Below are 24906 nucleotides of genomic sequence, written 5' to 3' on the forward strand. Positions count from 1 at the left end.
TTTCGGCCGCACCGGCGAATGGTTCGCGCACCAGCACTTCGGCTTCGAGCCGGACCTGATCACGATGGCCAAGGGCCTGACCTCGGGTTACGTGCCGATGGGCGCGGTGGGTATCCATGAACGCGTCGCGCGCCCGATCATCGACAACGGCGAATTCAATCACGGGCTCACGTACTCGGGCCACCCGGTCGCGGCGGCGGTGGCGGTCGCGAACCTGAAGCTGCTGCGCGACAACGGGATCGTCGAGCGCGTGAAGCATGACATCGGGCCGTACTTCCAGCGTCGGCTGCGCGAAGCGCTCGGCGATCATCCGATCGTCGGCGAGATCGCGGGGGCGGGGCTGGTCGCGGGCGTCCAACTCGCGCGCGATCGCGCGCGGCGCGAGCGGTTCGACGCCGGCGCCGATATCGGCACGATCTGCCGCGACTTCTGCTTCAACGGCAACCTGATCATGCGCGCGACCGGCGACCGGATGCTGCTGTCGCCGCCGCTTGTGATTCGTGAGGAGGAGGTCGACGAGATCGTCGACAAGGCGAAACGCGCGTTCGATGCGACCGCGGAACGGGTCGGGCGGGTGAGGTGAGCGAACGCAGCGCTTCGGTCAGGCGTAGGCGAAGCGCTGTTGATCGAACTCGATGATGCGCGCGACACACGCGGAGACGGACATCGTCCCGGTCTCGACAACGAGATCGGGCGCGACGGGTGCCTCATAGGGATCGGAGATGCCTGTGAACTGGCGCGTCTGGCCGGTCATGGCCTTCGCATACAGGCGTTTCGGATCGCGCGCGGAGCAGGTCTCGATATCGGTCTTCAGATAGATTTCGACGAAGCGCTCGTCACCGATGGTCTGCCGCGCCAGTTGCCGGTCGGCTGCATACGGGGAAATCAGCGCGACGATCACCATGATGCCCTGATTGTTCATCAGCTTCGCGATTTCGGCGGTACGTCGGCAGTTTTCGGCCCGGTCGTCGCGCCGGAATCCGAGATCGTGCGAGACGCCCGAGCGCAGTTCGTCGCCGTCGAGAATGCAGACCGGAATGTCGTGCGTGCGCAGGTACGCGGCTATCTCGCGCGAGAGCGTGGATTTACCGGCACCACTCAGGCCGGTCAACCACAGGGTATGTGAATTCGGCAATGTCATGATGTGTCGCGACGGCGTGAACCAGCCGCAATGCGCGTGCCGGATTCCGTTCGTCTTCTTGATGGTGGGAAGCCGGTGCCGCTCGGCCGGCTGTCATGGTGGTCGATTCTAGTCAGCCGCTATTCGTACACCGTTACCAATTCGTTACCGATTATTACGTACTGGCCGATGGCGCGCGTCGGAATCACGCGATTATCTCTTGGACGTGTGCATTACGAGTGCGACGCACAAAACGAAAAGGGCCTGCGTCGTGAGACGCAGGCCCTTGAATTCTTTGGTGGGCGGTACTGGGATCGAACCAGTGACCCCTGCCGTGTGAAGGCAGTGCTCTACCGCTGAGCTAACCGCCCAAAGAAGCTGAAATTATGTCAGAGCTTTTCGGGTTCGTAAAGCACTTTCTTCAAATATTTTTCAGGCCGGTGCAAGAGGTGCGTCAGCCGGCCGTCGACGGCTCGACGAGATCGAGGATCGAGCCGTCGCGCTTGAGCGTCGCGAGCACGATGCTCGAATTGATCGACATCACGCCCGTCGCGCGATGCAGCCGGTTGATCACGAAGTCCGAGTAGTGGTCGAGGTCGCGCGCCCGCACCGTCAGCACGTAGTTCGAGCCGCCCGTCACGATCTGCGCGGCGATGACTTCCGGCCACTGCTGGATCGCCTCCACGAAGCGGTCGTGCCATTCGGGCACGTCCGGCCGCATTGACACGTGCACGAGCGCCTCGAATGCGACGCCGACCTTCTTCGGCTCGATCGTGCAGCGGTAGCCGGAAATGGCGCCGCGTTCCTCGAGCAGCTTCACGCGCCGCAGGCATGCCGACGGCGACAGCGCGACCGCGTTCGCGAGGTCCTGATTGCTGATGCGTCCGTCCCGCTCGAGGTGCCGGAGGATCCGCATGTCGGTTCGATCCAGAATCATTTCGCAGAATCCCGTCATTTTTGAGATGGTAGGCGCAGACTCTACTGCAATCGGCGGGATTCGTCATCGAAAAGTGAAGCTCATTCTATTTCGTCCTCGATAACATGCGCTCCATGCCTCGACCGCACGGCCTGACGTGCCGTCACGCCGCCGGCCGTATCGCCGCCTTCAACCCCGACCGTCATTCCGCCATGTACGAACACATTCCCGCCTATCCGGGCGACCCTATCCTGTCGCTGTTCCAGGCGTTCCAGCAGGATGCCCATCCGCACAAGGTCAACCTCAGCATCGGCCTCTATTACGACGACGCGGGCCGCATCCCCGTGCTGGAGAGCACGCGCCTTGCGGCCGAGCGCCTGCGCGAAGCCGGCGCGCCGCATACGTATCTGCCGATGGAAGGGCTCGCCGCGTATCGGCAGGGCGTGCAGCGCCTCGTGTTCGGCGCCGGCTGCACGGCGCTCGCGCAAGGACGCATCGCGACGCTGCAGACGCTCGGCGGCTCGGGCGCGCTGCGGCTCGGCGCGGAATTCGTGAAGCGCTATTTCCCCGACAGCGCGATCTGGATCAGCGATCCGACGTGGGACAACCATCGCGTGATCTTCGCGGCGGCCGGCCTCGACGTGCACACGTATCCGTACTACGACGCAGCGCGCAACGACCTGCGCGTCGACGCGATGCTCGCGGCGCTCGACGCGCTGCCCGCACGCAGCATCGTGCTGCTGCAGCCGTGCTGCCACAACCCGACGGGCCTCGATCTCGACCGCGACGCGTGGCGCGCTGTGATCGACGTGCTCGCGCGCCGCGGGCTGATTCCGTTCCTCGACATGGCGTACCAGGGCTTCGGCGACGGTCTCGACGACGACGCATGGGCCGTGCGCGCGATCGTCGAAGCCGGGCTGCCGGCGATCGTCAGCAACTCGTTCTCGAAGAATTTCTCGCTGTATGGCGAGCGCGTCGGCGGCCTGTCGATCGTCTGCGCGAGCGCGGGCGAAGCGGCGACGGTGCTGAGCCAGCTGCAGGCCGGCGTGCGGCGCACCTACTCGAGCCCGCCGCTGTTCGGCGCGCAACTCGTGTCGGCGGTGCTGAACGACGACGTCCTGCGCGCGTGCTGGGAAGACGAGGTGGCCCAGGTGCGCACGCGCATCAAGCGCATGCGCGGCGCGCTGAAGGCGCGGCTCGACGCGCGCTTGGCCGGGCCCGCGTTCGACGCGCTCGTCACGCAGCGCGGCATGTTCAGCTATACGGGCATCGCCGCGGCCGACGTGGACCGGCTGCGCGCGTCGCACGGCGTCTACCTGCTGCGTTCGGGCCGCATGTGCATCGCGGGCCTGAACGACGCGAACGTCGAGCACGTCGCGTACGCGATCGCCGACGTGCTCGGCGGCACGTCGCGCCAGGCTGCCTGAGCGGCCGATTCCGAACCGAAGGAGGACACGATGGCAGACACGATCCCGGTCGACTTGCCGCAACTCGCGCAGCCGTTCTCGTGGACGACCCGCGCGGGCGGGCTGATGTTTACCGGCCACGGCCCGGTCGATGCGTCCGGCGCGATCGCAGGCGACACGATGGCGGAGCAGGCGCGCCTCACGCTCGGCAATCTCGCGAAGGCCGTCGCGGCGGCCGGCGCGACGATGGACGACGTCGCGCAGGTGCTCGTCTACCTGTCCGACGTGAAAGCGATGCCCGAATTCGACGCCGAATACCGGCGCCACTTTCGCGAACCGTACCCGAACCGCACGTGCGTGGGCGTGCAGGGCTTCGCGCACCCGGACATGCGCGTCGAACTCGTCGCATACGTGGCGTTGCCGGCGGCACGCGGCTAGCCGGCGCGCGACCGCGCGAAGATTGCAGTACCCACGATTACCGACAAGCACCAACACACCCCGACGAACATCAAATATTCAGACAAGGATGGAGACGAAGATGAAGAGTATCAATCGATTCGCACTACCGACGATCGCCGGCCTGCTCGCCGCGAGCGGCGCGATGGCGCAGAGCAGCGTGACGCTGTACGGCATCGTCGACCAGAGCATTCGCTACACGACGCATGCGAACGCGTCGAACGACGTGAGCGTGCAGATGACCAACGGTGCGATCACCAACAGCCGCTGGGGCCTGAAGGGCAGCGAAGCGCTCGGCGGCGGCCTGACGGCGATCTTCCGGCTCGAGAGCGGCTTCGAGCCGCAGAACGGGCAGCTCGACGGCGCGCTGTTCGGCCGCTACGCGTATGTCGGCCTGGCGAGCGACTGGGGCACCGTGAAGCTCGGCCGGCAGGCGACCGAGGCGTTCAACCTGTTCGGCGATCTCGATCCGCTGACGGTCGGCAACTACACGGCCAACATGTGGCCGTACTTCCTCACGCAGGGCCGCGCGAGCAACGTGGTCAGCTACGACGGCACGTTCGGCGGGCTGAACGTCGGCGCGAGCTACGGCTTCGGCGGCGTCGCGGGCAGCCTCGGCGCGAATGCGTACTGGGGCACGCACGTGTCGTACACGCTCGGCGGGCTGATGGTCGGCGCGACCTACCAGCAGGTGCGCGACCTGACGAGCCGCGCGCAGCAGGCATGGGGCGCGGGCGCACGTTACGCGTTCGGCGCGGCGACGCTGTACGCGGGCTATCTCGGCGGCATCGACCGCACCGGCATGCTCGACCGGCAATTGCTGAACGCGCCGGGCCGCGACGTGACCTACGGTGCGTTCGGCGACAATCCGCGCCGCGACGCGATCTTCTATACCGGCGCGAGCGTGCAGATCACGCCCGCGGTTTCGGTGACGGGCGTCGCGTACTACGACGACATCCGCAACGTCAACGGCATCGCCGGTAACGGCGGGAAGCGCTACACGGGCGTGCTCGAGGCCGAGTACGCGCTGTCGAAGGCGACGCAGGTCTACGCGACGGTCGACTACAACCGGGTGACCGGCGGCGCGTTCACCGAAATGCCCGGACGCGGCAACCAGACGGGTATCGCAGCCGGCTTGCGCCACCTGTTCTGAGCATGCGGCGCGCGGTGGCCGGTGCGGTCCGGCACCGGTCCGTGCGCCGTCGACGTTTCGGCCGGACACACGCTTTCGAACGAGGTCATTCGATGCAACCAGAAGGGCAATTCCAGCACATCGCGGCGCGCGAGCAGGGTCTGCGCCGCACGCTTTCCGCACGGCAGATGGCGATGATCGCGATCGGCGGTGCGATCGGCACCGGTCTCTTTCTCGGCAGCGGATTCGCGATCGGCTTCGCGGGTCCGAGCGTGCTCGTCAGCTACGCGATCGGCGCGTTCATCTCGCTGTTACTGATGGGCTGTCTCGCGGAGATGACGGTCGCGCATCCGACCTCCGGGTCGTTCGGCGCATACGCCGAACATTACGTGAGCCCGTGGGCCGGGTTCCTCGTGCGCTATGCGTACTGGGCGTGCATCGTGCTCGCGGTCGGCACCGAAGTCACCGCGATCGCGCTGTACATGAAGTACTGGTTCCCGGGCGTGCCGGGCTGGCTGTGGATCGTCGGCTTCTCGGCGCTGCTCGTGTTCGTCAACGCGCGCAGCGTCGACGTGTTCGGCGCGGTCGAATACGGCTTTTCGGTCGTGAAGATCGCGGCGATCGTCGGCTTCATCGTGCTCGGCGCGTACGTCGTGTTCGGCAATCCGGCACTGGTCGGCGACGGTGCGGCCCGCGCGGGCTTTCACCATTACACCGGGCACGGCGGCTTCTTCCCGAAGGGCATGTGGGGGATGTGGGTCGCGGTGATCGTGTCGATCTTCAGCTACCTGAGCATCGAGATGATCGCGGTCGCGGCGGGCGAGGCGGAAGATCCCGAGCGCGCGGTGACGCGCGCGTTCCGCTCGACGATCGTGCGGCTCGTGCTGTTCTACCTCGTCACGCTCGCGCTGATGCTCGCGATCGTGCCGTGGACGGCGGCAGGGCGCGACGAGAGCCCGTTCGTGAAGGTGATGGAGGCGATCCACCTGCCGGGCGCGGCCGGGCTGATCAACTTCGTCGTGCTGATCGCCGCGCTGTCCGCGATGAACAGCCAGCTCTACATCACGACGCGGATGATGTTCAGCCTGTCGCGCGCGGGTTATGCGCCGAAGGCGCTCGGCGAGGTCGACGCGCGCGGCGTGCCGTTCGGCGCGCTGCTGCTGTCGACGCTCGGCATCGCGCTCGCGACGGTCCTGAGCGTGCTGTACCCGGACGCGTCGTTCACGATCATGATGGCGGTGTCGATGTTCGGCGCGTTGTTCACGTGGATGATGATCTTCGTCACGCATTACTGCTTCCGGCGGCGTCGCGCGGCGCTCGGCCTGCCGGCGCCCGCGTTCCGGATGCGCGGCTTTCCGCTGCTGACGCTGCTCGGCGCGGCGCTGATGCTCGCGGTGATGGTGACGACCTACTTCACGGCCGAATTCCACATGACGCTGATCTTCGGCATTCCGTTCCTGGTCGCGCTGTCCGTCGTGTATGCGGTGTGGTACCGGCGCGCGCAGCCGGTGCTGCAGCCGGAAGCGAAGTAACAGGGAAATGCCGGCGCGAAATGCCGGCGCGCCGGCTCAGCCCGCGAGCGCGGGCAGCGCGTCGATCGATGCGCGCACGTAGTCGGCGAAGCGCAGTGCGACCGGTTCGGCGGTGCCGCTGCGCTTCAGTTCGAGCGTGCGCGATTCGAGCGACGCATCCTTCAGCGGCCGGAACGCGAGCCGGTCGCTCTTCACCTGCTGCAGCACGCGCGGCACCAGCGCGATGCCCATGCCGAACTCGATCATCGACAGGATCGTCTGCCACAGCCGCGCCTCGTGACGGATCAGCGGGCTGAATCCCGCGTTCACGCATTGCGCAATGATCAGGTCGTGATAGTGCGGCGCCGCGTCGCGCGGAAACAGGATGAACGGTTCCTCGGCCAGCGTGGCGAGCGCGACCTGACGGCGCCGCGCGAGCGGATGCGCGGCCGGCAGGCAGCAGACGAACGGTTCCGCGTAGACGGGCGCCGATTCGACCTCGGGCGGGCAGTGGCCCCAGTGCGCGTAGCCGAGATCGATCTGGCCGCGCTGGATCGCCTGCACCTGCGCCTGCGTGTTCATCTCGCTCAGCACGATCTCGACGCCCGGGTAATCGGCCTCGAAGCGCCGCACCGCATCGGGCAGCCCGCGATACAGCATCGAATGGACGAAGCCGATCCGCAGCCGGCCCGCGAGGCCGGACGCAGAGCGCACCGTGAGCCGCTCGGCCTCGGCCGCCTGCAGCAGCAGCCGGCGCGCTTCGCCGAGCAGCACCGCGCCCGCGTTGGTCAGCGCGACCGTCTTGTTGGTGCGCGAAAAGAGCTGCACGCCGAGCGCGTCCTCGAACTTGCGGATGTCGAAGCTCAAGGCCGGCTGCGAGATGAACAGGCGCTTCGCCGCGCGCCCGAAATGCAGTTCCTCGGCGACCGCCACGAAGTAGCGCAACTGCCTCAGTTCCATGCTGTCTCCTTCCCGCATCGGCATCGATAAGCACTGTCTATCGTACCGGATAAATCCTGTATTGGACGCTTATCGATCGCGCGCCTAGGCTCTGTTGAACGCCGGGCACCAGCCGGCCGCGCCGCCACGGCGCGTTCGCCGGCCGGCAGCCGGCCACCCTGGAGACGCATGCATGAACGACACCGCTCGCACGCCGGACACCGGCGCAGCCAACAACATCCCCGACAGCCGGGGCATCAATTTCTTCACGGCCGATCCCGATCTCGGCGCGTTGCTGAAACTGCATCTCGGTGACGCGCGCTACGCGGAACTCGAACCGCAGCTGCACGCGCTCGGCGCGCGCGTGTCGGGCGAGCTCGACGCATGGGCGTCGCGCGCGGACAAGCATCCGCCCGTGCTCGAACACCGCAACCGGCGCGGCGAAGCCGTGCAGCGGATCGACAAGGATCCCGCGTACGTCGCGCTCGAACGCGTCGCATATTCGGAACTCGGGCTTGCGTCGCTGAGCCACCAGCCCGAGGCGGTCGCGCCGCTCGTCAAGTACGCGCTGACGTTCCTGTTCGTGCAGGCCGAATTCGGGCTGTGCTGCCCGGTCAGCATGACCGATTCGCTGACGCGCACGCTGCGCCGCTTCGGCGACCCGGCACTCGTCGAGCGCTATCTGCCGATGCTCGCATCGCGCGATTTCGACACGCTGTTCCAGGGCGCGATGTTCATGACCGAACAGGCGGCCGGCTCCGACGTCGGCCGCATCGCGACGCGCGCGGTGCGCGAAGCTGACGCGCAGGGCGAGGCGGTGTGGCGCCTCTTCGGCGACAAGTGGTTCTGCTCGAACGCGGACGCCGACCTGGCGATGGTGCTCGCGCGGCCCGACGGCGCGCCGGACGGCATCAAGGGGCTCGCGTTGTTCCTGCTGCCGAAGACGCTGCCGGACGGCACGCGCAACCGCTACCGGATCGTGCGGTTGAAGGACAAGCTCGGCAGCCGTTCGATGGCGAGCGGCGAGATCGCGCTCGAAGGCGCGCAGGCATACCTGATCGGCGAGATCGGCCGCGGCTTTCACCAGATGGCCGACATGATCAACATGTCGCGGCTGTCGAACGGCGTGCGCGCGGCGGGCCTGATGCGGCGTGCGCTGAACGAGTCGCTGCACGTGGCCGCCCACCGCGCCGCATTCGGCCGCAAGCTGATCGAGATGCCGCTGATGCAGCGCCAGCTGATGAAGATGCTGCTGCCCGCCGAGGCCGCGCGCGCGATGTTCATGCAGATCGCGCTGCTGCTGCCGCAGGCGGATGCGGGCGACGAGCAGGCCGCGCGCTGCGTGCGCATCCTGACGCCGCTGATCAAGTTCCGCGCGTGCCGCGATGCGCGGCGCGTGACGGGCGACGCGATGGAAGTACGCGGCGGCACCGGCTACATCGAGGAATGGAGCGATGCGCGCCTCGTGCGCGATGCGCATCTCGGCTCGATCTGGGAAGGCACCAGCAACATCGTCGCGCTCGACGTCGCGCGCGCCGCGCAGCGCGAGCAGGCGCTCGATGCGCTGCGCACGTTCCTCGGCGACCGGCTCGGCGCGGCGCCGCTGCCCGACGCGAGCCGCGCGGCACTGCGGCGCATTCTCGCGCGTGCGTGCGATGCGCTCGCCCGGGTCGCGGCGGAAGGCGACGACGCGCGCGTGCGGCAGGCCGCGTCGGCGCTGTACTACGCGAGCGCGGCCGTGCTGATGGCATGCGAGGGCGCGCAGCTCGCGCCCGATTACCGGCGCCTCGCGCTCGCGCACCTGATCGTGCGTCACAAGCTGTTGCCGGTCGATCCGCTCGCGCCGGCGTCGCGCGACGACGAGGCAGCGGCGTTCGATGCGTTGCTGCGCGGCACGCCGGTACCGCTCGACATGGCGCTCGACCTGCTGCCGGAGGTCGAACGATGAGCACCACGAAAGCGACGGAAGCGACCCGCGGCGCACTGGACGGCCTGAAGGTCGTCGACCTGAGCCGCGTGCTCGGCGGCCCGTACTGCACGCAGGCGCTCGCCGACCACGGCGCGACGGTGATCAAGATCGAGCCGCCCGACGGCGACGAGACGCGCGGCTGGGGGCCGCCGTTCCTCGGCGACACCGCGTGGTACTTCATGGGCGTGAACCGCAACAAGGAGGGCGTCGCGCTCGACCTGTCCCGCGACGAAGGGCGCGCGATCCTGTGGCGCCTGCTCGAGAGCGCCGACGTCCTCGTCGAGAACTTCAAGCCCGGCACGCTCGCGCGCTGGGGCATGGACTACGCGCGCGACCTGCAGCCGCGTTTCCCGCGCCTGATCCACTGCACGGTGACGGGCTTCGGCGAGGACGGCCCGCTCGGCGGGCTGCCCGGCTACGACGCGGTGATCCAGGCGATGGCCGGGCTGATGAGCGTGAACGGCGAGCGTGACGGCGACGCGATGCGCATCGGGTTGCCGATCGTCGACATGGTCACCGGACTCAACGCGCTTGCCGGCATCCTGCTCGCGCTCGCGGAGCGCGAGCAGAGCGGGCAGGGCCAGTCGATCGACATCGCGCTGTACGACTGCGGCGTGTCGCTGCTGCATCCGCACCTGCCGAACTTCTTCGGCTCGGGGCGCGTGCCCGAGCGCAGCGGCAACGCGCACCCGAACATCGCGCCGTACGACAGCTATCGCACGGCCACCGTGCCGATCTTCCTCGCGGTCGGCAACGACCGGCAGTTCGCGCGGCTCGTCGCGCATCTCGGCGCGCCGGCGCTCGCCGGCGATCCGCGCTTCGTCGACAACCGCAGCCGCTGCGCGCACCGGCCCGAACTGAAGGCCGAACTCGAGGCACGGCTCACCGCGCATCCGTGCGAGCCGCTCGCGCGCGACCTGATGGCGGCGGGCGTGCCGTGCGGGCCGGTGCGCACGGTCGCCGACGTCGCGCGCGACCCGCATGCGTTGCACCGCGAGTTGTTCGTCGAGATCGGCGCGTATCGCGGCACCGCATCGCCGGTGAAGCTGTCGCGCACGCCGGCGACCTATCGTTCGCCGCCGCCCGCGCTCGGCCGCGACACGCGCGCGGTGCTCGACCGCCTCGGCGTCGATCCCGCGCTCCAGCAGCAGCTGCTCAACGCGGGCGTGCTGAAGGTCGCGCCGGACCCGGCGTGACCGGACGAGTGGCCCTGCAGGCGAGTGACCTGGACCGACAGATCGCGACGTAAAGCGACGTTGGGCAGCGTAAAACAGCCCCGCGTCGAGCAATCGCTCGTAACGCAACTCCGCCAGCCGGCGGCGCAAGGCCGGCCATCCGGCAACGCGCGCGACAGTCGCGCCGCCGATCACAAACATGGAGACATCGATGAGCCGTCCGCAATCCCCGTCCGCCGCGCAGCCGCGGCCTGGCCGTGCCGCCCTCGCGGCGTTCGTCGGCACCACGATCGAGTGGTACGACTTCTACATCTACGGCACCGCCGCCGCGCTCGTATTCGGCAAGGTGTTCTTTTCGAGCACGATGAATCCCGGCGTCGCGACGCTGCTCGCGTTCGTCACGTTCTGGGCCGGCTTCGCCGCGCGGCCGCTCGGCGGCATCGTGTTCGGGCATCTCGGCGATCGCGTCGGCCGCAAGACCGCGCTCGTGATCACGCTGGTGATGATGGGGCTTGCGACGACCGGCATCGGCCTGTTGCCCGGCTATGCGTCGATCGGCGTGTGGGCGCCCGCGGGCCTCGTCGTGCTGCGCGTGCTGCAGGGCATCGCGGTCGGCGGCGAGTGGGGCGGCGCGGTGCTGATCGCGAGCGAGAACGCGCCGAAGCATCGCAGCATCCTGTATGCGGCGTTCGCGCAGCAGGGTTCGCCCACCGGCAACCTGCTCGCCACCGCTGCCTTCTTCGCACTGAGCGCGCTGCCGACGCCGTCGTTCCTGATGTGGGGCTGGCGCATTCCGTTCCTGCTGTCGGCGGTGCTCGTGATCATCGGGATGGTGATCCGGCTGCGGCTCGAGGAATCGATCGACATGCGGCGCGTGCTCGCGCGCAAGCGCACGGTGAAGCTGCCGCTGCGCGACGTCGTGCGCGACCACTGGCCCGTCGTGCTGCTCGCGGCCGGCACGCTGCCGGTGATCAACGTCACGTACTTTCGCAGTACGTTCGCGCTGTCGTGGGCAACCCGGGAGCTCGGCTACGCGCAGGGCACGTTCCTCGGCATCCTGTCGATCTCGCTCGTCGTGCAGTTCCTGATGCAGCCGGTCGGCGCGTGGTTCGTGTCGAAGGTCGACATGCGGCGCGCGATGTGCTGGATCCTGATTCCGGAGATCGTGCTGATGCCGGTGATGTTCCATGCGCTCGCGACGCGTTCGTACTGGATAGCCGTCGCGGGCATGTGCATCTCGACGATTCCGTCGGCGATGTTCTACGGTGCGGTCGGCGGCATGCTCGCGCGCGTGTTTCCGGCCAACATCCGCTATACGGGCCTGTCGCTCGCGTACCAGCTGAGCGCGCTCGTCGTCGGCGGCGGCACGCCGGTGCTCGCGCAGGCGATCCTGAACGCGACCGGCAGCATCGTCGGCGTCGCGATCGCGTCGGGGCTGTACGCGCTCGTGTCGCTCGCGTGCATGCTCGCGCTGCTGAATCGCACCGGCTACCGCGCGGACGAGCTGTCGACGGCCGAGCGCAGTGATGCGGCCGAGTGGGGCGCCGAAAGTGCGAGCGCTGAAAGTCCGGCCGGCGAGACCACGCAGCCAGGCGAGCGCGGCGCGTTGAAACCGGCGGGGTGAGACGGGGAGGCCGGCGTGATTCGGCACGCTGGCGATTCGGTAATTCGGTAACGCGGTAATGCGGTGAGGCGGTAATGCGGTAATGCGGTAATGCGGTAATGCGGTAATGCGGTAATGCGGTGAGGAGGTGAGGAGGTGAGGAGGTGAGGCGGTGAGGCGGTGAGGCGATAATTCGCCGCTCCGGCGACATCGCGCGCCGGACGGATCGCGCGCCGCACGGCCTCGACTCACGCCAAAAATCACGCGTCCCAAAAGCAAACGGCACCGTGCGATCCACGGTGCCGTTTGCCTGGCGGTTGCTTCACTTCGCGACGAGGCCGGCACGGCCGGCCATCGCGATGCGCGGTGCTTAGCCTTCCGTCGGCGGCACGTAGCCGGACGCCTGGTCGGCGCCGTCGCCGAAGAAATACTTCTCGGTCTGCTTCATCAGGTACTGGCGCGCGCGCGGGTCGGCCATGTTCAGGCGGTTCTCGTTGATCAGCATCGTCTGCTGCTTGAGCCAGCCTTGCCACGCTTCCTTCGACACGCTTTCATAAATGCGCTTGCCGAGTTCGCCCGGCAGCGGCGGGAAATCGAGACCTTCGGCTTCCTTGCCGAGTTTCGCGCATTGGATCATTCGAGCCATCGTGTACTTCTCCTGTAATCGGTCTGGGGGAGGGCAGTCGTGCCTGTGCTCAGAGCTGCTTCATCAGCACGAGCGACTTGCGCTGCCAGTTATAGAGTTTGCGGCGGTCTTCCGGCAGGTCGTCGACGCTGACCTTGACGAAGCCGCGCTTGAGAAACCAGTGCTCGGTGCGCGTCGTGAGCACGAAGATGTGCGTGAGGCCGCGCGCGCGGGCGCGCTGCTCGATGCGCTTGAGCAGGCGTTCGCCGTCGCCCGAGCCCTGCGCTTCCGGCGCGACCGTCAGGCACGCCATCTCGCCGATCTTTTCCTGCTGGTACGGATACAGCGCCGCGCAGCCGAACAGCACGCCATCGTGCTCGATCACCGAGAAGTGGTCGATGTCGCGTTCGATCTGGTGGCGGCCGCGCCGCACCAGCGTGCCGTCCGACTCGAGCGGCTCGATCAGCGACAGGATGCCGCCGACGTCGTCCGGCGTCGCTTCGCGCAGGCTCTCGAGGTTCTCGTACGAGATCATCGTGCCGACGCCGTCGTGCAGGAACAGTTCGAGCAGCATGCTGCCGTCGAGCGACTGCGGAATCAGGTGGGCGCGGGTCACGCCGCCGCGGCACGCGCGGATCGAGTGCTTCAGGAAGAACGCGTCGTCACCCTGGATGTTGCCCGAATCGAGCAGTTCGGCGGCCGCGTCGAGCGACATTTCGCGGATCAGCCCGCCTTCGTCGTCGACGATGCCGGGCGCTTCGGTCAGGAAGATGATCTTGTCGGCGCGCAGCGCGATCGCGGCGGCCGATGCGACGTCTTCCATCGACAGGTTGAACGCCTCGCCGGTCGGCGAGAAGCCGAGCGGCGACAGCAGCACGAGCTTGCGGCTCGCGAGCGAATGACGGATCGATTCGGCGTCGATCTTGCGCACGATGCCCGTGTGCGCGAAATCGACCCCGTCGAGAATCCCCACCGGCCGGGCGGTCACGAAGTTGCCGGACACGACGCTGATGTGCGCGTGCGCCATCGGCGAGTTCGGCAGACCCTGGCTGATCGCGGCCTCGATGTCGAGACGCACTTCGCCGGCCGCTTCCTTCGCGGATTCGAGCGCGCGCGCATCGGTGATGCGCAGCCCGTGCGAAAACTCGGATTCGACACCATGCAGGCTCAGCTGCTCCTCGACCTGCGGCCGTGAGCCGTGCACCAGCACGATCTGGATGCCCATCGCCTGCAGGAGCGCGATGTCGGACACGAGCGCGTTCAGCAGGCCCTGCTGCACCACCTCGCCGCCGAACCCCACGACGAACGTGCTGTTGCGGAACTTGTGGATATAGGGCGCGACGGAACGCATCCAGTCGACGAACTGCGCGTGGCTGGCGGCCGAATCGTCGGCGGCCGGCGGCGTCGCGGCGCCGGTCTGGGCGGGAGGGAGGTCGGTTTGGGAATTCATGGGCGGGATTATAATGCGCCCCCATGTCGAATGTACCTAAAAGTCCCGCGCCGACGCGGGCCAAAGCGCCGTCGGCGAAGCACCCGGATGGTGCGGCCGACGCGCGTCAGCAGCAGGGCCAGCCGCCGCGCCAGCAGCAGGAAAAGCCGGCGGGCAAGCCGGCCCACGCGCCGCGCGGCGACGAACGGCGTGGCGATGCGCGCCAGCCGTCCGCGAAGGGCGCACCGCAGGCCGCCGGCGAGCGCGCTCCGCGCCGCGAGCGTGCGCCGCGCGCCACCGTCGCGCCGAATCCCGTTCCGCCGATCACTTACCCCGAAAGCCTGCCGGTGTCGGGCAAGCGCGACGAAATCGCGCGCACGATCGCCGGTCATCAGGTTGTCATCGTCTGCGGCGAGACGGGTTCGGGCAAGACCACGCAGCTGCCGAAGATCTGCCTCGATCTCGGCCGCGGCCTCGGCGCCGGCGGCACGGGCCTGATCGGCCATACGCAGCCGCGGCGCCTGGCCGCGTCGTCGACCGGCCGCCGGATCGCGGAGGAACTCGGCACGCCGTTCGGCGAGGTGGTCGGCTACAAGGTGCGCTTCACCGACAATCTCGCGCCGGGCGCGTCCGTCAAGCTGATGACGGACGGCATCCTGCTCGCCGAGACGCAGACCGATCCGCTGCTGAAGGCGTACGACACGCTGATCATCGACGAGGCGCACGAGCGCAGCCTGAACATCGACTTCCTGCTCGGCTACCTGAAGGAAATCCTGCCGCGGCGGCCCGACCTGAAGCTGATCGTCACGTCCGCGACGATCGACGCCGATCGCTTCGCGCGCCATTTCGGCACCGACGAGCGCCCGGCACCCGTGATCGAGGTGAGCGGGCGGCTGTATCCGGTCGAGATGCGCTATCGCCCGGTGGCCGAGGATCGCCCGGCGGTGAAAAACGCCGAAGGCACGGGCGGCCGCGACCGCGTGAAGACCGCGCGCGAGGCCGAGCGCGACCTGATGGACGCGATCGTCGACGCGGTCGACGAACTGTGCCGCGAAGGCCCCGGCGACGTGCTGGTGTTCCTGCCCGGCGAGCGCGAGATCCGCGAGGCGGCCGAGGCGCTGCGCAAGCACCATCCGCCGCACACCGAGATCCTGCCGCTGTTCGCGCGGCTGTCGGCGGCCGACCAGGACAAGGTGTTCAAGGCGTCGAACGCGCGCCGCATCGTGCTCGCGACCAACGTGGCCGAAACCTCGCTGACGGTGCCGGGCATCCGCTACGTCGTCGACACCGGCCTCGCGCGCGTGAAGCGCTATTCGTACCGGAACAAGGTCGAGCAGCTGCAGGTCGAGTCGATCTCGCAGGCCGCCGCGAACCAGCGCGCGGGCCGCTGCGGCCGGGTGGCCGACGGCGTCTGCATCCGCTTGTACGAGGAAAGCGACTACCAGGCGCGCGCGCGCTTCACCGATCCCGAAATCCTGCGCTCGTCGCTCGCGTCGGTGATCCTGCGGATGAAATCGCTGCACCTGACGGCGATCGAATCGTTCCCGTTCCTCGAGCCGCCGCCCGGCCGCGCGATCGCGGATGGCTACCAGCTGCTCAACGAACTCGGCGCGGTCGACGACGACAACGCGCTGACGCCGCTCGGCCGCGAACTCGCGCGGCTGCCGCTCGACCCGCGCGTCGGCCGGATGATTCTCGCCGCGCGCGACCAGCAGTCGCTGCGCGAGGTGCTGATCATCGCGAGCGCGCTGTCCGTGCAGGACCCGCGCGACCGGCCGATCGAAGCGCAGGAGCAGGCCGACCAGGCGCACCGCCGGTTCGCCGACGAGCGTTCCGAATTCCTGCAGTGGCTGAAGATCTGGGCGTGGTTCGAAGAGGCCGTCGCGCACAAGAAGTCGAACCGCCAGCTGATCGACGCATGCCGGCAGAATTTCCTGTCGCACCTGCGGCTGCGCGAATGGCGCGACGTCCATTCGCAGCTGCTGACGGTCGTGCGCGAACACGGCTGGCGCCTCAACGAGGTCGAGGCGACCTACGAGCAGGTGCATCTGGCCCTGTTGACGGGCCTGCTCGGCAACCTCGGCATGAAGGCCGACGACGATCCGCACTACCTCGGCGCACGCGGGATCAAGTTCTACCTGTGGCCGGGCTCCGCGCTCGCGAAGAAGGCCGGCCGCTGGGTGATGGCGGCCGAACTCGTCGAGACGAGCCGGCTGTACGCGCGCTGCCTCGCGAAGATCGAGCCGGAGTGGGTCGAGAAGATCGGCGCGCACCTGTTGAAGAAATCGCTGTCGGAGCCGCACTGGGAGAAGCGCCCGGCGCAGGTCAGCGCGTTCGAGCGCGCGACGCTGTACGGGCTGCCGATCTACCATCGCCGGCGCGTCGCGTTCGGCCAGCAGGACCCGGCCCGCGCGCGGGAGCTGTTCATCCGCGGCGCGCTCGTCGAGGGCGAATTCGACACGAAGCTGCCGTTCTTCGCGCACAACCGCAAGCTGCTGGCCGACATCGAGCAGCTCGAACACAAGTCGCGCCGGCAGGACGTGCTGGTCGACGACGAGCTGATCTACGCGTACTACGACCAGGCGATTCCGGCGGGCATCCATACGGGCGCCGCGTTCGAGCGCTGGTATCGCGACGAGGTGAAGAAGGGCGGCCAGGCGGACGACAGGCAGCGGCTGCTGTACCTGTCGCGCGACGACCTGATGCGCCACGAGGCGGCCGGCGTGACGACCGACCTGTTCCCGAAACGCGCGACGATGGCCGGCGTCGAAATGGCGCTCACCTACCATTTCGAGCCGGGCACGCCGCGCGACGGCGTGACGCTCGCGGTGCCGCTGTACGCGCTGAACCAGGTCGACGCGCGCCGCTGCGAATGGCTCGTGCCGGGGATGCTGAAGGAAAAGGTGCAGCTGCTGCTGAAGTCGCTGCCGCAGAAGCTGCGCCGGCATTGCGTGCCGCTGCCCGAGTACGCGGCCGGCTTCGTCGAGCGCACGGGCCGCGAGCGCTTCGGCGCGGGCGGCCTCGTCGAGGCGCTGATCGCCGACGTGCGCGGCGAGACGCAGGTCGCGATGAAGACGGCCGACTTCAAGCTCGAGACGCTGCCCGCGCACCTGTTCATGAACTTCAAGGTGATCGACGAGCACGGCCGCCAGCTCGCGATGGGGCGCAATCTCGCGCAACTGCGCCAGGAACTCGGTGCGCAGGCGCAGCAGCAGTTCCAGAAGATCGCGGCGGCGTCGACGATCGCGCCCGGCGGCGAAGCCGGCGCGGACGACGCGGGCGCCACGCCGGCGCCGGCCGCCACGGCGGGTTCCGCAGCTTCGGCGGCAAAGGGCGGCAAGCCGGGCAAGGGCGTCGCACCGCACACGGCCGCCCCGGCGGAAGCCGGCGCGACCGCGCTGTACGAGAACCTGACGACGTGGAACTTCGGCAAGCTCCCCGAGCTGCTGGAGATCCGCCGGCGCGGCCAGACGCTGTACGGCTATCCGGCGCTCGTCGATCGCGGCACGCATTGCGACGTCGAGGTGTTCGACTCGCCGGAGGAGGCCGCGCGGATCCACCGGGCCGGCTTGCGGCGGCTGTTCGCGCTGCAGCTGAAGGAGCCGATCAAGTTCCTCGAGAAGAACCTGCCGGGGCTGCGCGAGATGGCGATGCAGTACATGTCACTCGGCACGCAGGACGAGCTGCGCGACCAGCTGATCGACACGGCGCTCGACCGTGCGTGCCTGCAGGATCCGCTGCCCGACGACGACGCGAGCTTCCACGCGCGTCGCGACGAAGGCCGCAGCCGCCTGAACCTGCTCGCGCAGGAGATCGCGCGGCTCGTCGGGCAGATCCTCGCCGAGTACGCGGGGCTCGCGAAGAAGCTCGCGCAGGCGAAGCCGTTCGCACAGGCCCACGCGGATCTGCAGCAGCAGCTCGCCGCGCTGGTCGGCAAGCGCTTCGTGATCGACACGCCTTACGTGCAGCTTGCACACTTCCCGCGCTACCTGAAAGGCATCGCGCTGCGGATCGACAAGCTGAAGGCCGACCCGGCGCGCGACGCGAAGCAGTCCGGCGAGCTGCTGCCGCTCGTCCAGCAGTACCAGCGCGCGGTGTCGCAGCGCGGCGGCGTCGCCGACCCGCGGCTCGCGGAATTCCGCTGGCTGCTGGAGGAACTGCGCATTTCGCTGTTCGCGCAGGAACTGCGCACGCCGATGCCTGTCTCTGTCAAGCGTCTGCACAAGGTCTGGGAGTCGATGCAGCGCTAGCGCAACGGCGGTTGTCCGGGCCCGCACCGGCGGCCGGCCCGGCCGGCCGCGCGGCGCCTGCCGCGGCAGGCCGCACGGCGGCCGCGGCGTGCGTCGAAGTGGCGCAGGGCCGACTTCCGTCAACCGGCAGGGCCGGTCGAGCGTTTTACAATCACTGCTGTTCCACGACGTGAGTCTTCATGCGCACTTTCCTTTCCTTCGGCCGCACGCTTGCGCTGGCCGCCGCCGTGCTGGCGCCTGCCGCGCACGCGAATAACGTAATCATCCTCAATTCGGCCGAAGCGACGCTTTCCCTGATCGACCAGCAGACCCGCCAGGTCGTCGGCACGATGCCGACCGGCAAGGAGCCGCACCACCTGATGGCGACGCCGGACAATTCGTCGCTGATCGTCGCGAATTCGGTCTCGAACAGCCTGATGTTCGTCGATCCGAAGACGGGCAAGCTGCAGCGCACGGTCGAAGGCATCGAGGATCCGTACCAGCTCGGCTTCTCGCCCGACAACAAGTGGTTCGTGTCGACCGGGCTGCGGCTCGACCGGCTCGACATCTACAGCTACGACGGCCGCGACCTGCATCTCGTGAAGCGCTTGCCGCTCGCGGTGATGCCGAGCCACATCGCGTTCACGAAGGACAGCAAGACCGTGCTCGTGTCGCTGCAGGTGTCCGGCGAGATCGCGGCGGTCGACCTCGCGACGCAGACGGTCAAGTGGAAGATGCCGGTCGGCAACGTGCCGGCGGGCCTGTGGATGACGCCGGACGATAAGTACCTGCTGGTCGGCATGACGGGCGCCGATTACGTCGCGGTCGTCGACTGGCGCAATCAGAAGGTCGTGAAGACCATCCAGACCGGCAAGGGCGCGCACAACTTCCGCTCGCTCGCCGACGGCACGCACGTCGCGATCACGAACCGGGTCGCGAACACGATCAGCATCATCGACGAGAACACGCTCACCAAGGTCGGCGACATCACCGGCCTGCTGCCGGGCCCGGACGACATGGAGCTGTCCGCCGACAAGAAGACGCTGTGGGTGACGTTCCGCTTCGCGAAGAAGGTCGGGATCATCGACCTGGCCTCGCGCAAGCTGGTGCAGACGATCTCCGTCGGCCGTTCGCCGCACGGCATCTACTTCTACGACCGCGCGCCGTGGAAGGCTGCGAACGGCGCGTGACGGGCGGAGGCGGACGATGCTGCACCTGATCGATGCGTTCGTGTCGGACATCCAGACCTGGCTGTACGTCGACGTCGTGCAGCCGCTCCTCTTCAAGTTCAACCTGATGGACTATGACGAGGACACCTACGACGCGCTGTACTGGGTGATCATCGGCGCGCTCCAGATGGTGCTGATGTTCGCGCTGCTGCGCCCGCTCGAGGCGCTCGCGCCCGTCGAGCGCTGGAAGAACCGCCGCGCGGTGCGGGTCGACGTGATCTATACCGCGATCTCGAAGCTCGGCATCTACACGCTGTTCTTCTTCTTCGCGCTGCAGCCGGTGTTCGACCGCTTCCAGGCGTGGCTGCGCCTGCACGGCGTTGCCAACGTCAACCTCGATTATCTGTGGCCGGGCGTGACCTCGCGGCCGATCGTCGCGTTCGCGATCTACCTCGTCGTGCTCGACTTCGCCGGCTACTGGTATCACCGCTGGCAGCACAAGTTCGGCATCTGGTGGGAGCTGCACGCGGTGCATCACAGCCAGCGGCAGATGTCGTTGTGGTGCGACGACCGCAACCACCTGCTCGACAACGTGCTGCAATCCTGCTTCTTCGCGGCGATCGCGCTCGTGATCGGCGTGACGCCGTCGCAGTTCGTCGTGCTGACCGCGGTCACGAACTTCGTGCAGAGCATCCAGCATACGAATGCGCGGCTGTCGTTCGGCTGGCTCGGCGAGCGCCTGCTCGTGAGCCCGACCTTCCACCGGCGCCACCACGCGGTCGGCTACGGCCACGAAGGCACCAAGTACGGCTGCAACTTCGGCGTGCTGCTCCCGTGGTGGGACATGATGTTCGGCACCGCGTCGTGGAACCGCACGGTCGAGCCGACCGGCATCCGCGAGCAGGTCGAAGGCGTGTCCTACGGCGAAGGCTTCTGGGCGCAGCACGGCCTCGCGTTCGTGCGGATCTTCCGGCGCCTCGTTCCCGCGAAGCGCGGCGCGGCGTCGGCCTGAGCGCGTCACTTTCCCGTTGAACGGCTTTCCCGCACGGCCCGCATGCGCTTTGGCGCCTGCGGGCCGTGTGGTTTATCCTTTTCCCGTTTTTCATCGTCGATACAGGTTCGCATGAACGACTTGCTGCGCTCCTTCGTCCGGGCGTTCGCCAGCGCGCTGCACCCGCGCATGCTGTGGCTCACCCTGATGCCGTTCGTCGTCTCCGCGCTGCTGTGGGGCGTCGTGCTGTGGTTCTCGTGGCAAACGCTGATCGACGCCGCGCGCGGCGCGCTCGACGGCTTCGTGCTGACCGCCGCGCTGTACCGCGCGTTCGACGCGCTCGGGATGTCGCAGCTGCATGCGGTCGTCGCGCCGTTCGTCGTCGTGTCGCTCGCGATTCCGCTGATCGTGCTGACCGTGCTGCTGCTGATCGCGACGATCTCGATGCCGGTCGTGATCAGGCACCTGTCGAACCGGCAGTTCGCCGCGCTGGAGGCGAAGCGGGGCGGCACGTTCTTCGGCAGCGTGTTCAATTCGCTCGGCGCGGCGATCGTGGGTGTCGTGCTGCTCGTCGTCACGATTCCGCTGTGGCTGATCCCGCCGTTCTTCGCGTTGTTGCCGCCGGTGATCTGGGGCTGGCTCACGTACCGCGTGATGACCTACGACGCGCTCGCGCAGCACGCGAGCCGCGACGAACGCCGCGCGCTCGTGCGCCAGCATCGCTGGCCGCTGATCGGCATCGGCGTCGCGACCGGGCTGCTCGGCACCGTGCCGACGTTCGTGTGGGTGTCGTCGGTCTGGATGATGGTGCTGTTTCCGTTCGTGGCGGCGGCCATGATCTGGGTTTACGCTTTCATCCTCGTCTTCTCGGCGCTGTGGTTCGGGCACTATTGCCTGCGCGCGCTGGACGACCTGCGCGCGAGTTCGCGCGCCACCGCAATCGACATGGGGCAGGCATGAGCATCGGCATCATCATCATCGGCGACGAAATCCTTTCGGGCCGCCGGCAGGACAAGCATCTGGCGAAGGTCATCGAACTGCTCGGCGCGCGCGGCCTCGCACTCGACTGGGCCGAATACGTCGGCGACGATCCGGCGCGGATCACCGCGACGCTCGCGCGCGCGATCGCGTCGGGCGACATCGTGTTCTCCACGGGCGGGATCGGCGCGACGCCGGACGACCACACGCGCCAGTGCGCGGCCGCCGCGCTCGGCGTGCCGCTCGTGCTGCATCCGGAAGCGAAGGCGCTGATCTCGGAGCGCATTCGCGAGACGCACACCGATGCGGCCACGCCGGTCGACTTCGAGTCGCCGGAAAACCAGCATCGCTTCAACATGGGCGTGTTCCCGGCGGGCGCGACGATCATCCCGAACGGCTATAACCGGATTCCCGGTTTCTCGGTCGGCGATCTCCATTTCGTGCCGGGCTTCCCGGTGATGGCGTGGCCGATGATCGAATGGGTGCTCGACACGAAGTACCGGCATCTCCATCACGCGACGCCGCACGCGGAGCGCTCGCTGTACGTGTTCGAACTGCCGGAGTCGACGCTCACGCCACTGATGGAGAAGATCGAGCGCGATTTCCCGAGCGTGCGCGTGTTCAGCCTGCCGAGCGTCGGCGATGCCGAGCGCGGCGGGATCTATGCGCGCCGGCATATCGACCTCGGTGTGAAGGGCGAGCCGGAGGCGGTCGCGGCCGCGTTCGTGAAGCTGCGCGAAGGCGTGCACCTGCTCGGCGGCGACGTGGTCGAACCGGAGGCGCCGCGCGCCTGAAGGCCTGAAGGCCGCGCGCGTCGATCGCGCATGCGGGCCGTTGAACGGCCCCGCAAAAACCACGGGCCGCGCAACGCGGCCCGTCATCGGGATGTCATCGCCCGGCTCGACGATGTGGCAGTCGGGCGTGCCTGGGCGGATGCGCCGTCAGGCGCCGATCCACGGCAGTTTCCGGAAGCACCAGCCGTCGACCGTCTTGCGGTGGCCTTCGGCATCCTTGCCGCCCTCGAAGCCTTCGAGCAGGTCGAAGGCCTTCGTGAAGCCGGCCTGCGTCGACGCGACCGCGGCGAGCTTCGAGCGCGCGGCGCTGCGGCACAGGAACAGGATCGGCGTATCGGCCGGGAGGGCCGCTTTCAGTTGATCGATGAATTCGGCGTTCGGGACGCCGCCCGGATAGCGCGTCCATTCGAGGTGCAGGTACTGGCCGTCGCCGACGAGCGGGCGGCCGATCCAGTCGAGCTCGGCGCGGGTGCGCACGTCGACGAGGCGTGCCGACGGGTCGAGCTGCAGCAGTTCGAATGCCTCGGCCGGCAGCAGGGCGCCGGCATAGTTGAGCGCGCCTTGGGCGCGGCGTTCTTCGGCCTTCGCGTAAAGCTGGTCGAGCGTACTCATGGCAGGAGGTCTCCGTATCGGTCAAACGAACATTCTAGCGCGGCGCCGCCGCGCGGATGTCCGCGTGCCCGGAGGCGCATGCACCGCCCACGCGCTCACCAAAAGAGTGCAGAATGGCACGAATGCACCAAAAAGATTCGTCGACGCCGTCGCCTCCCCGGGATTGCACCGTTGCGGTGCGGAGGCGCCGCCGCCGGTGCGGCGCCCGGCCCCGGAATCGCGCAGCCGGGCCCCGCTACGGCGCGGGTCGGCGTGATTCGCGTCGGTTTTGCGATGGTTGGCACGGAAGCTGCTATATAGAATTCGGTCGACCCGGGGCACGCTGCGCCAAAGCCAGACTCCGGGCAGCTCGATAAACGAGGCGGTTCCCAGTCCGCCGGAATTGTTCAATCAGGAGAAGAGGTTATGAGTAAAACCGTCGCCGACGTCATGCAGCTCGTGAAGGACGAGGACGTCAAGTTTGTCGATTTCCGCTTCACGGATACGCGCGGCAAGGAACAGCACGTGTCGGTGCCGGTTTCGGCGTTTGACGAAGACAAGTTCGAAAGCGGCCATGCATTCGACGGCTCGTCGATCGCCGGCTGGAAGGGCATCGAGGCGTCGGACATGCTGCTCATGCCGGATCCGAGCGCCGCATTCGTCGACCCGTTCTATGAAGAGTCGACCCTCGTGCTGACCTGCGACGTGGTCGAGCCGGCCGACGGCAAGGGCTACGAGCGCGACCCGCGTTCGCTCGCGAAGCGCGGCGAAGCGTACCTGAAGAGCACGGGCATCGGCGACACCGCCTACTTCGGTCCGGAACCGGAATTCTTCATTTTCGACTCGGTCCAGTGGAACACGGACATGTCGGGCTGCTTCGTGAAGATCAACTCGGAAGAAGCACCGTGGTCCTCGGCCAAGGAATTCGAAGGCGGCAACACGGGCCACCGTCCGGGCACGAAGGGCGGCTACTTCCCGGTCGCGCCGGTCGACACGTTCCAGGACATGCGTTCGGAAATGTGCCTGCTGCTCGAACAGCTCGGCATCCCGGTCGAAGTGCACCACCACGAAGTGGCGGGCCAGGGCCAGAACGAAATCGGCACGAAGTTCTCGACGCTCGTGCAGCGCGCCGACTGGACGCAATGGTCGAAGTACATCATCCACAACGTCGCGCACTCGTACGGCAAGACGGCGACGTTCATGCCGAAGCCGGTCGTCGGCGACAACGGTTCGGGCATGCACGTTCACCAGTCGATCTGGAAGGACGGCCAGAACCTGTTCGCGGGTAACGGCTACGCGGGCCTGTCGGAACTGGCGCTGTTCTACATCGGCGGCATCATCAAGCACGCCCGTGCGCTGAACGCGATCACGAACCCGACGACGAACTCGTACAAGCGTCTGGTCCCGCACTTCGAAGCACCGGTCAAGCTCGCGTACTCGGCGCGCAACCGTTCGGCATCGATCCGCATTCCGCACGTGTCGAACCCGAAGGGTCGCCGTATCGAAACGCGCTTCCCGGATCCGATGGCGAACCCGTACCTGTGCTTCACGGCGCTGATGATGGCCGGCCTCGACGGGATCCAGAACAAGATCCATCCGGGCGAAGCCGCCGACAAGAACCTGTACGACCTGCCGCCGGAAGAGGACGCAAAGATCCCGACCGTTTGCGCAGGCCTCGACCAGGCACTGGAAGCGCTCGACAAGGATCGCGAGTTCCTGACGCGCGGTGGCGTGTTCACCGACGGCATGATCGATGCGTACCTCGCGCTGAAGGAGCAGGAGCTGGCGAAGTTCCGCATGACGACGCATCCGATCGAGTTCGAGATGTACTACTCGCTGTAATCGGCGATGGCGCTTCGATTCAGCGCCGTCA

General features: G+C 67.8%; 20 protein-coding genes and 1 tRNA gene. 14 read left to right on the forward strand and 7 right to left on the reverse strand.

The window, feature by feature from the left end; all coding sequences use genetic code 11:
- The coding region (locus tag U4012_RS20355; RefSeq protein WP_321801050.1) for an aminotransferase class III-fold pyridoxal phosphate-dependent enzyme at positions 1–583 on the forward strand (583 nt) is incomplete at its 5' end.
- Between the two features lie 18 nt (positions 584–601).
- On the opposite strand, the gene cysC is transcribed toward U4012_RS20355, so the two are convergent.
- The 3 genes from cysC to U4012_RS20370 form a co-directional block, all read right to left on the reverse strand.
- Positions 602–1141, reverse strand: a complete 540-nt coding sequence (gene cysC / locus U4012_RS20360; protein WP_321801052.1) for an adenylyl-sulfate kinase — start codon at positions 1139–1141, stop codon at positions 602–604.
- 275 nt (positions 1142–1416) lie between these two features.
- Positions 1417–1491: transfer RNA gene (locus U4012_RS20365), tRNA-Val, on the reverse strand.
- Between the two features lie 83 nt (positions 1492–1574).
- A complete protein-coding gene (locus tag U4012_RS20370) occupies positions 1575–2057 on the reverse strand; it encodes an Lrp/AsnC family transcriptional regulator (RefSeq protein WP_321801054.1) in 483 nt (160 codons plus the stop codon).
- Positions 2058–2248: 191 nt separating this feature from the next.
- Between U4012_RS20370 and U4012_RS20375 the strand changes: the two genes are divergently transcribed.
- The 4 genes from U4012_RS20375 (at position 2249) to U4012_RS20390 (ending at position 6562) form a co-directional block, all read left to right on the forward strand.
- Entirely contained in the window at positions 2249–3463 is a 1215-nt protein-coding gene (locus tag U4012_RS20375; RefSeq protein WP_321801285.1) for an amino acid aminotransferase, read from the forward strand.
- Positions 3464–3493: 30 nt separating this feature from the next.
- Positions 3494–3880, forward strand: a complete 387-nt coding sequence (locus tag U4012_RS20380; protein ID WP_321801056.1) for a RidA family protein — start codon at positions 3494–3496, stop codon at positions 3878–3880.
- A gap of 100 nt (positions 3881–3980) precedes the next feature.
- Complete coding sequence (locus U4012_RS20385) at positions 3981–5051, forward strand: porin (RefSeq protein ID WP_415750391.1); 1071 nt, start codon at positions 3981–3983, stop codon at positions 5049–5051.
- Between the two features lie 92 nt (positions 5052–5143).
- The gene (locus U4012_RS20390; RefSeq protein ID WP_044847664.1) at positions 5144–6562 is read left to right on the forward strand and encodes an amino acid permease; all 1419 of its coding nucleotides are present in this window, start codon (positions 5144–5146) and stop codon (positions 6560–6562) included.
- Between the two features lie 36 nt (positions 6563–6598).
- Here U4012_RS20390 and U4012_RS20395 read toward each other — a convergent pair whose 3' ends face one another.
- Positions 6599–7501, reverse strand: a complete 903-nt coding sequence (locus U4012_RS20395; protein WP_124522172.1) for a LysR family transcriptional regulator — start codon at positions 7499–7501, stop codon at positions 6599–6601.
- Positions 7502–7673: 172 nt separating this feature from the next.
- On the opposite strand from U4012_RS20395, the gene U4012_RS20400 reads away from it, so the two are divergent.
- The 3 genes from U4012_RS20400 to U4012_RS20410 all read left to right on the forward strand — a co-directional run bounded on the left by U4012_RS20400 (position 7674) and on the right by U4012_RS20410 (position 12248).
- Complete coding sequence (locus tag U4012_RS20400) at positions 7674–9428, forward strand: acyl-CoA dehydrogenase family protein (RefSeq protein WP_321801062.1); 1755 nt, start codon at positions 7674–7676, stop codon at positions 9426–9428.
- Positions 9425–10645, forward strand: coding sequence for a CoA transferase (locus U4012_RS20405; protein ID WP_321801064.1), 1221 nt, complete (start codon positions 9425–9427; stop codon positions 10643–10645). The genes U4012_RS20400 and U4012_RS20405 overlap by 4 nt, the downstream gene beginning before the upstream one ends.
- 190 nt (positions 10646–10835) lie before the next feature.
- Positions 10836–12248, forward strand: coding sequence for an MFS transporter (locus U4012_RS20410; RefSeq protein ID WP_321801066.1), 1413 nt, complete (start codon positions 10836–10838; stop codon positions 12246–12248).
- A gap of 349 nt (positions 12249–12597) precedes the next feature.
- Here the strand turns inward: U4012_RS20410 and U4012_RS20415 are convergent, their stop codons facing one another.
- Together U4012_RS20415 and argA are read right to left on the reverse strand one after the other, a co-directional pair.
- Positions 12598–12873, reverse strand: a complete 276-nt coding sequence (locus U4012_RS20415) for an oxidative damage protection protein (protein ID WP_006478357.1) — start codon at positions 12871–12873, stop codon at positions 12598–12600.
- 49 nt (positions 12874–12922) lie between these two features.
- Positions 12923–14302, reverse strand: coding sequence for an amino-acid N-acetyltransferase (gene argA, locus U4012_RS20420; protein WP_044847668.1), 1380 nt, complete (start codon positions 14300–14302; stop codon positions 12923–12925).
- Positions 14303–14325: 23 nt separating this feature from the next.
- Here argA and hrpA point away from each other — a divergent pair, with 23 nt between their 5' ends.
- The 5 genes from hrpA (at position 14326) to U4012_RS20445 (ending at position 22442) form a co-directional block, all read left to right on the forward strand.
- Entirely contained in the window at positions 14326–18531 is a 4206-nt protein-coding gene (hrpA, locus tag U4012_RS20425) for an ATP-dependent RNA helicase HrpA (RefSeq protein ID WP_321801067.1), read from the forward strand.
- A 179-nt stretch (positions 18532–18710) separates the two neighbouring features.
- A complete protein-coding gene (locus U4012_RS20430; protein ID WP_044847670.1) occupies positions 18711–19700 on the forward strand; it encodes a beta-propeller fold lactonase family protein in 990 nt (329 codons plus the stop codon).
- Positions 19701–19716: 16 nt separating this feature from the next.
- Positions 19717–20691 carry a sterol desaturase family protein gene (locus U4012_RS20435; RefSeq protein ID WP_321801070.1) on the forward strand — a complete coding sequence of 325 codons (975 nt, stop codon included), beginning with the start codon at positions 19717–19719 and terminating at the stop codon, positions 20689–20691.
- Positions 20692–20802: 111 nt separating this feature from the next.
- Positions 20803–21630 carry an EI24 domain-containing protein gene (locus U4012_RS20440; RefSeq protein ID WP_044849102.1) on the forward strand — a complete coding sequence of 276 codons (828 nt, stop codon included), beginning with the start codon at positions 20803–20805 and terminating at the stop codon, positions 21628–21630.
- Positions 21627–22442: a competence/damage-inducible protein A gene (locus U4012_RS20445; RefSeq protein WP_044849103.1), complete on the forward strand. Its 816-nt coding sequence runs from the start codon at positions 21627–21629 to the stop codon at positions 22440–22442. The genes U4012_RS20440 and U4012_RS20445 overlap by 4 nt, the downstream gene beginning before the upstream one ends.
- 147 nt (positions 22443–22589) lie before the next feature.
- On the opposite strand, the gene U4012_RS20450 is transcribed toward U4012_RS20445, so the two are convergent.
- Positions 22590–23054 carry a rhodanese-like domain-containing protein gene (locus U4012_RS20450; RefSeq protein ID WP_044849104.1) on the reverse strand — a complete coding sequence of 155 codons (465 nt, stop codon included), beginning with the start codon at positions 23052–23054 and terminating at the stop codon, positions 22590–22592.
- Positions 23055–23459: 405 nt separating this feature from the next.
- On the opposite strand from U4012_RS20450, the gene glnA reads away from it, so the two are divergent.
- Positions 23460–24875 (forward strand): type I glutamate--ammonia ligase, encoded by a 1416-nt coding sequence (gene glnA, locus U4012_RS20455; RefSeq protein WP_044849105.1) that lies wholly within the window; start codon positions 23460–23462, stop codon positions 24873–24875.
- Positions 24876–24906 lie beyond the last annotated feature (31 nt).

It is taken from the genome of Burkholderia sp. BCC1988, assembly GCF_905339895.1.
Classification (GTDB): Bacteria; Pseudomonadota; Gammaproteobacteria; order Burkholderiales; family Burkholderiaceae; genus Burkholderia.

Bases quoted from the DNA above. Each gene is read 5' to 3' on its own strand.
- cysC (WP_321801052.1), bottom strand. From the start codon at position 1,141: ATGACATTGCCGAATTCACATACCCTGTGGTTGACCGGCCTGAGTGGT.
- U4012_RS20370 (WP_321801054.1), bottom strand. From the start codon at position 2,057: ATGATTCTGGATCGAACCGACATGCGGATCCTCCGGCACCTCGAGCGG.
- U4012_RS20375 (WP_321801285.1), top strand. From the start codon at position 2,249: ATGTACGAACACATTCCCGCCTATCCGGGCGACCCTATCCTGTCGCTG.
- U4012_RS20380 (WP_321801056.1), top strand. From the start codon at position 3,494: ATGGCAGACACGATCCCGGTCGACTTGCCGCAACTCGCGCAGCCGTTC.
- U4012_RS20385 (WP_415750391.1), top strand. From the start codon at position 3,981: ATGAAGAGTATCAATCGATTCGCACTACCGACGATCGCCGGCCTGCTC.
- U4012_RS20390 (WP_044847664.1), top strand. From the start codon at position 5,144: ATGCAACCAGAAGGGCAATTCCAGCACATCGCGGCGCGCGAGCAGGGT.
- U4012_RS20395 (WP_124522172.1), bottom strand. From the start codon at position 7,501: ATGGAACTGAGGCAGTTGCGCTACTTCGTGGCGGTCGCCGAGGAACTG.
- U4012_RS20400 (WP_321801062.1), top strand. From the start codon at position 7,674: ATGAACGACACCGCTCGCACGCCGGACACCGGCGCAGCCAACAACATC.
- U4012_RS20405 (WP_321801064.1), top strand. From the start codon at position 9,425: ATGAGCACCACGAAAGCGACGGAAGCGACCCGCGGCGCACTGGACGGC.
- U4012_RS20410 (WP_321801066.1), top strand. From the start codon at position 10,836: ATGAGCCGTCCGCAATCCCCGTCCGCCGCGCAGCCGCGGCCTGGCCGT.
- U4012_RS20415 (WP_006478357.1), bottom strand. From the start codon at position 12,873: ATGGCTCGAATGATCCAATGCGCGAAACTCGGCAAGGAAGCCGAAGGT.
- argA (WP_044847668.1), bottom strand. From the start codon at position 14,302: ATGAATTCCCAAACCGACCTCCCTCCCGCCCAGACCGGCGCCGCGACG.
- hrpA (WP_321801067.1), top strand. From the start codon at position 14,326: ATGTCGAATGTACCTAAAAGTCCCGCGCCGACGCGGGCCAAAGCGCCG.
- U4012_RS20430 (WP_044847670.1), top strand. From the start codon at position 18,711: ATGCGCACTTTCCTTTCCTTCGGCCGCACGCTTGCGCTGGCCGCCGCC.
- U4012_RS20435 (WP_321801070.1), top strand. From the start codon at position 19,717: ATGCTGCACCTGATCGATGCGTTCGTGTCGGACATCCAGACCTGGCTG.
- U4012_RS20440 (WP_044849102.1), top strand. From the start codon at position 20,803: ATGAACGACTTGCTGCGCTCCTTCGTCCGGGCGTTCGCCAGCGCGCTG.
- U4012_RS20445 (WP_044849103.1), top strand. From the start codon at position 21,627: ATGAGCATCGGCATCATCATCATCGGCGACGAAATCCTTTCGGGCCGC.
- U4012_RS20450 (WP_044849104.1), bottom strand. From the start codon at position 23,054: ATGAGTACGCTCGACCAGCTTTACGCGAAGGCCGAAGAACGCCGCGCC.
- glnA (WP_044849105.1), top strand. From the start codon at position 23,460: ATGAGTAAAACCGTCGCCGACGTCATGCAGCTCGTGAAGGACGAGGAC.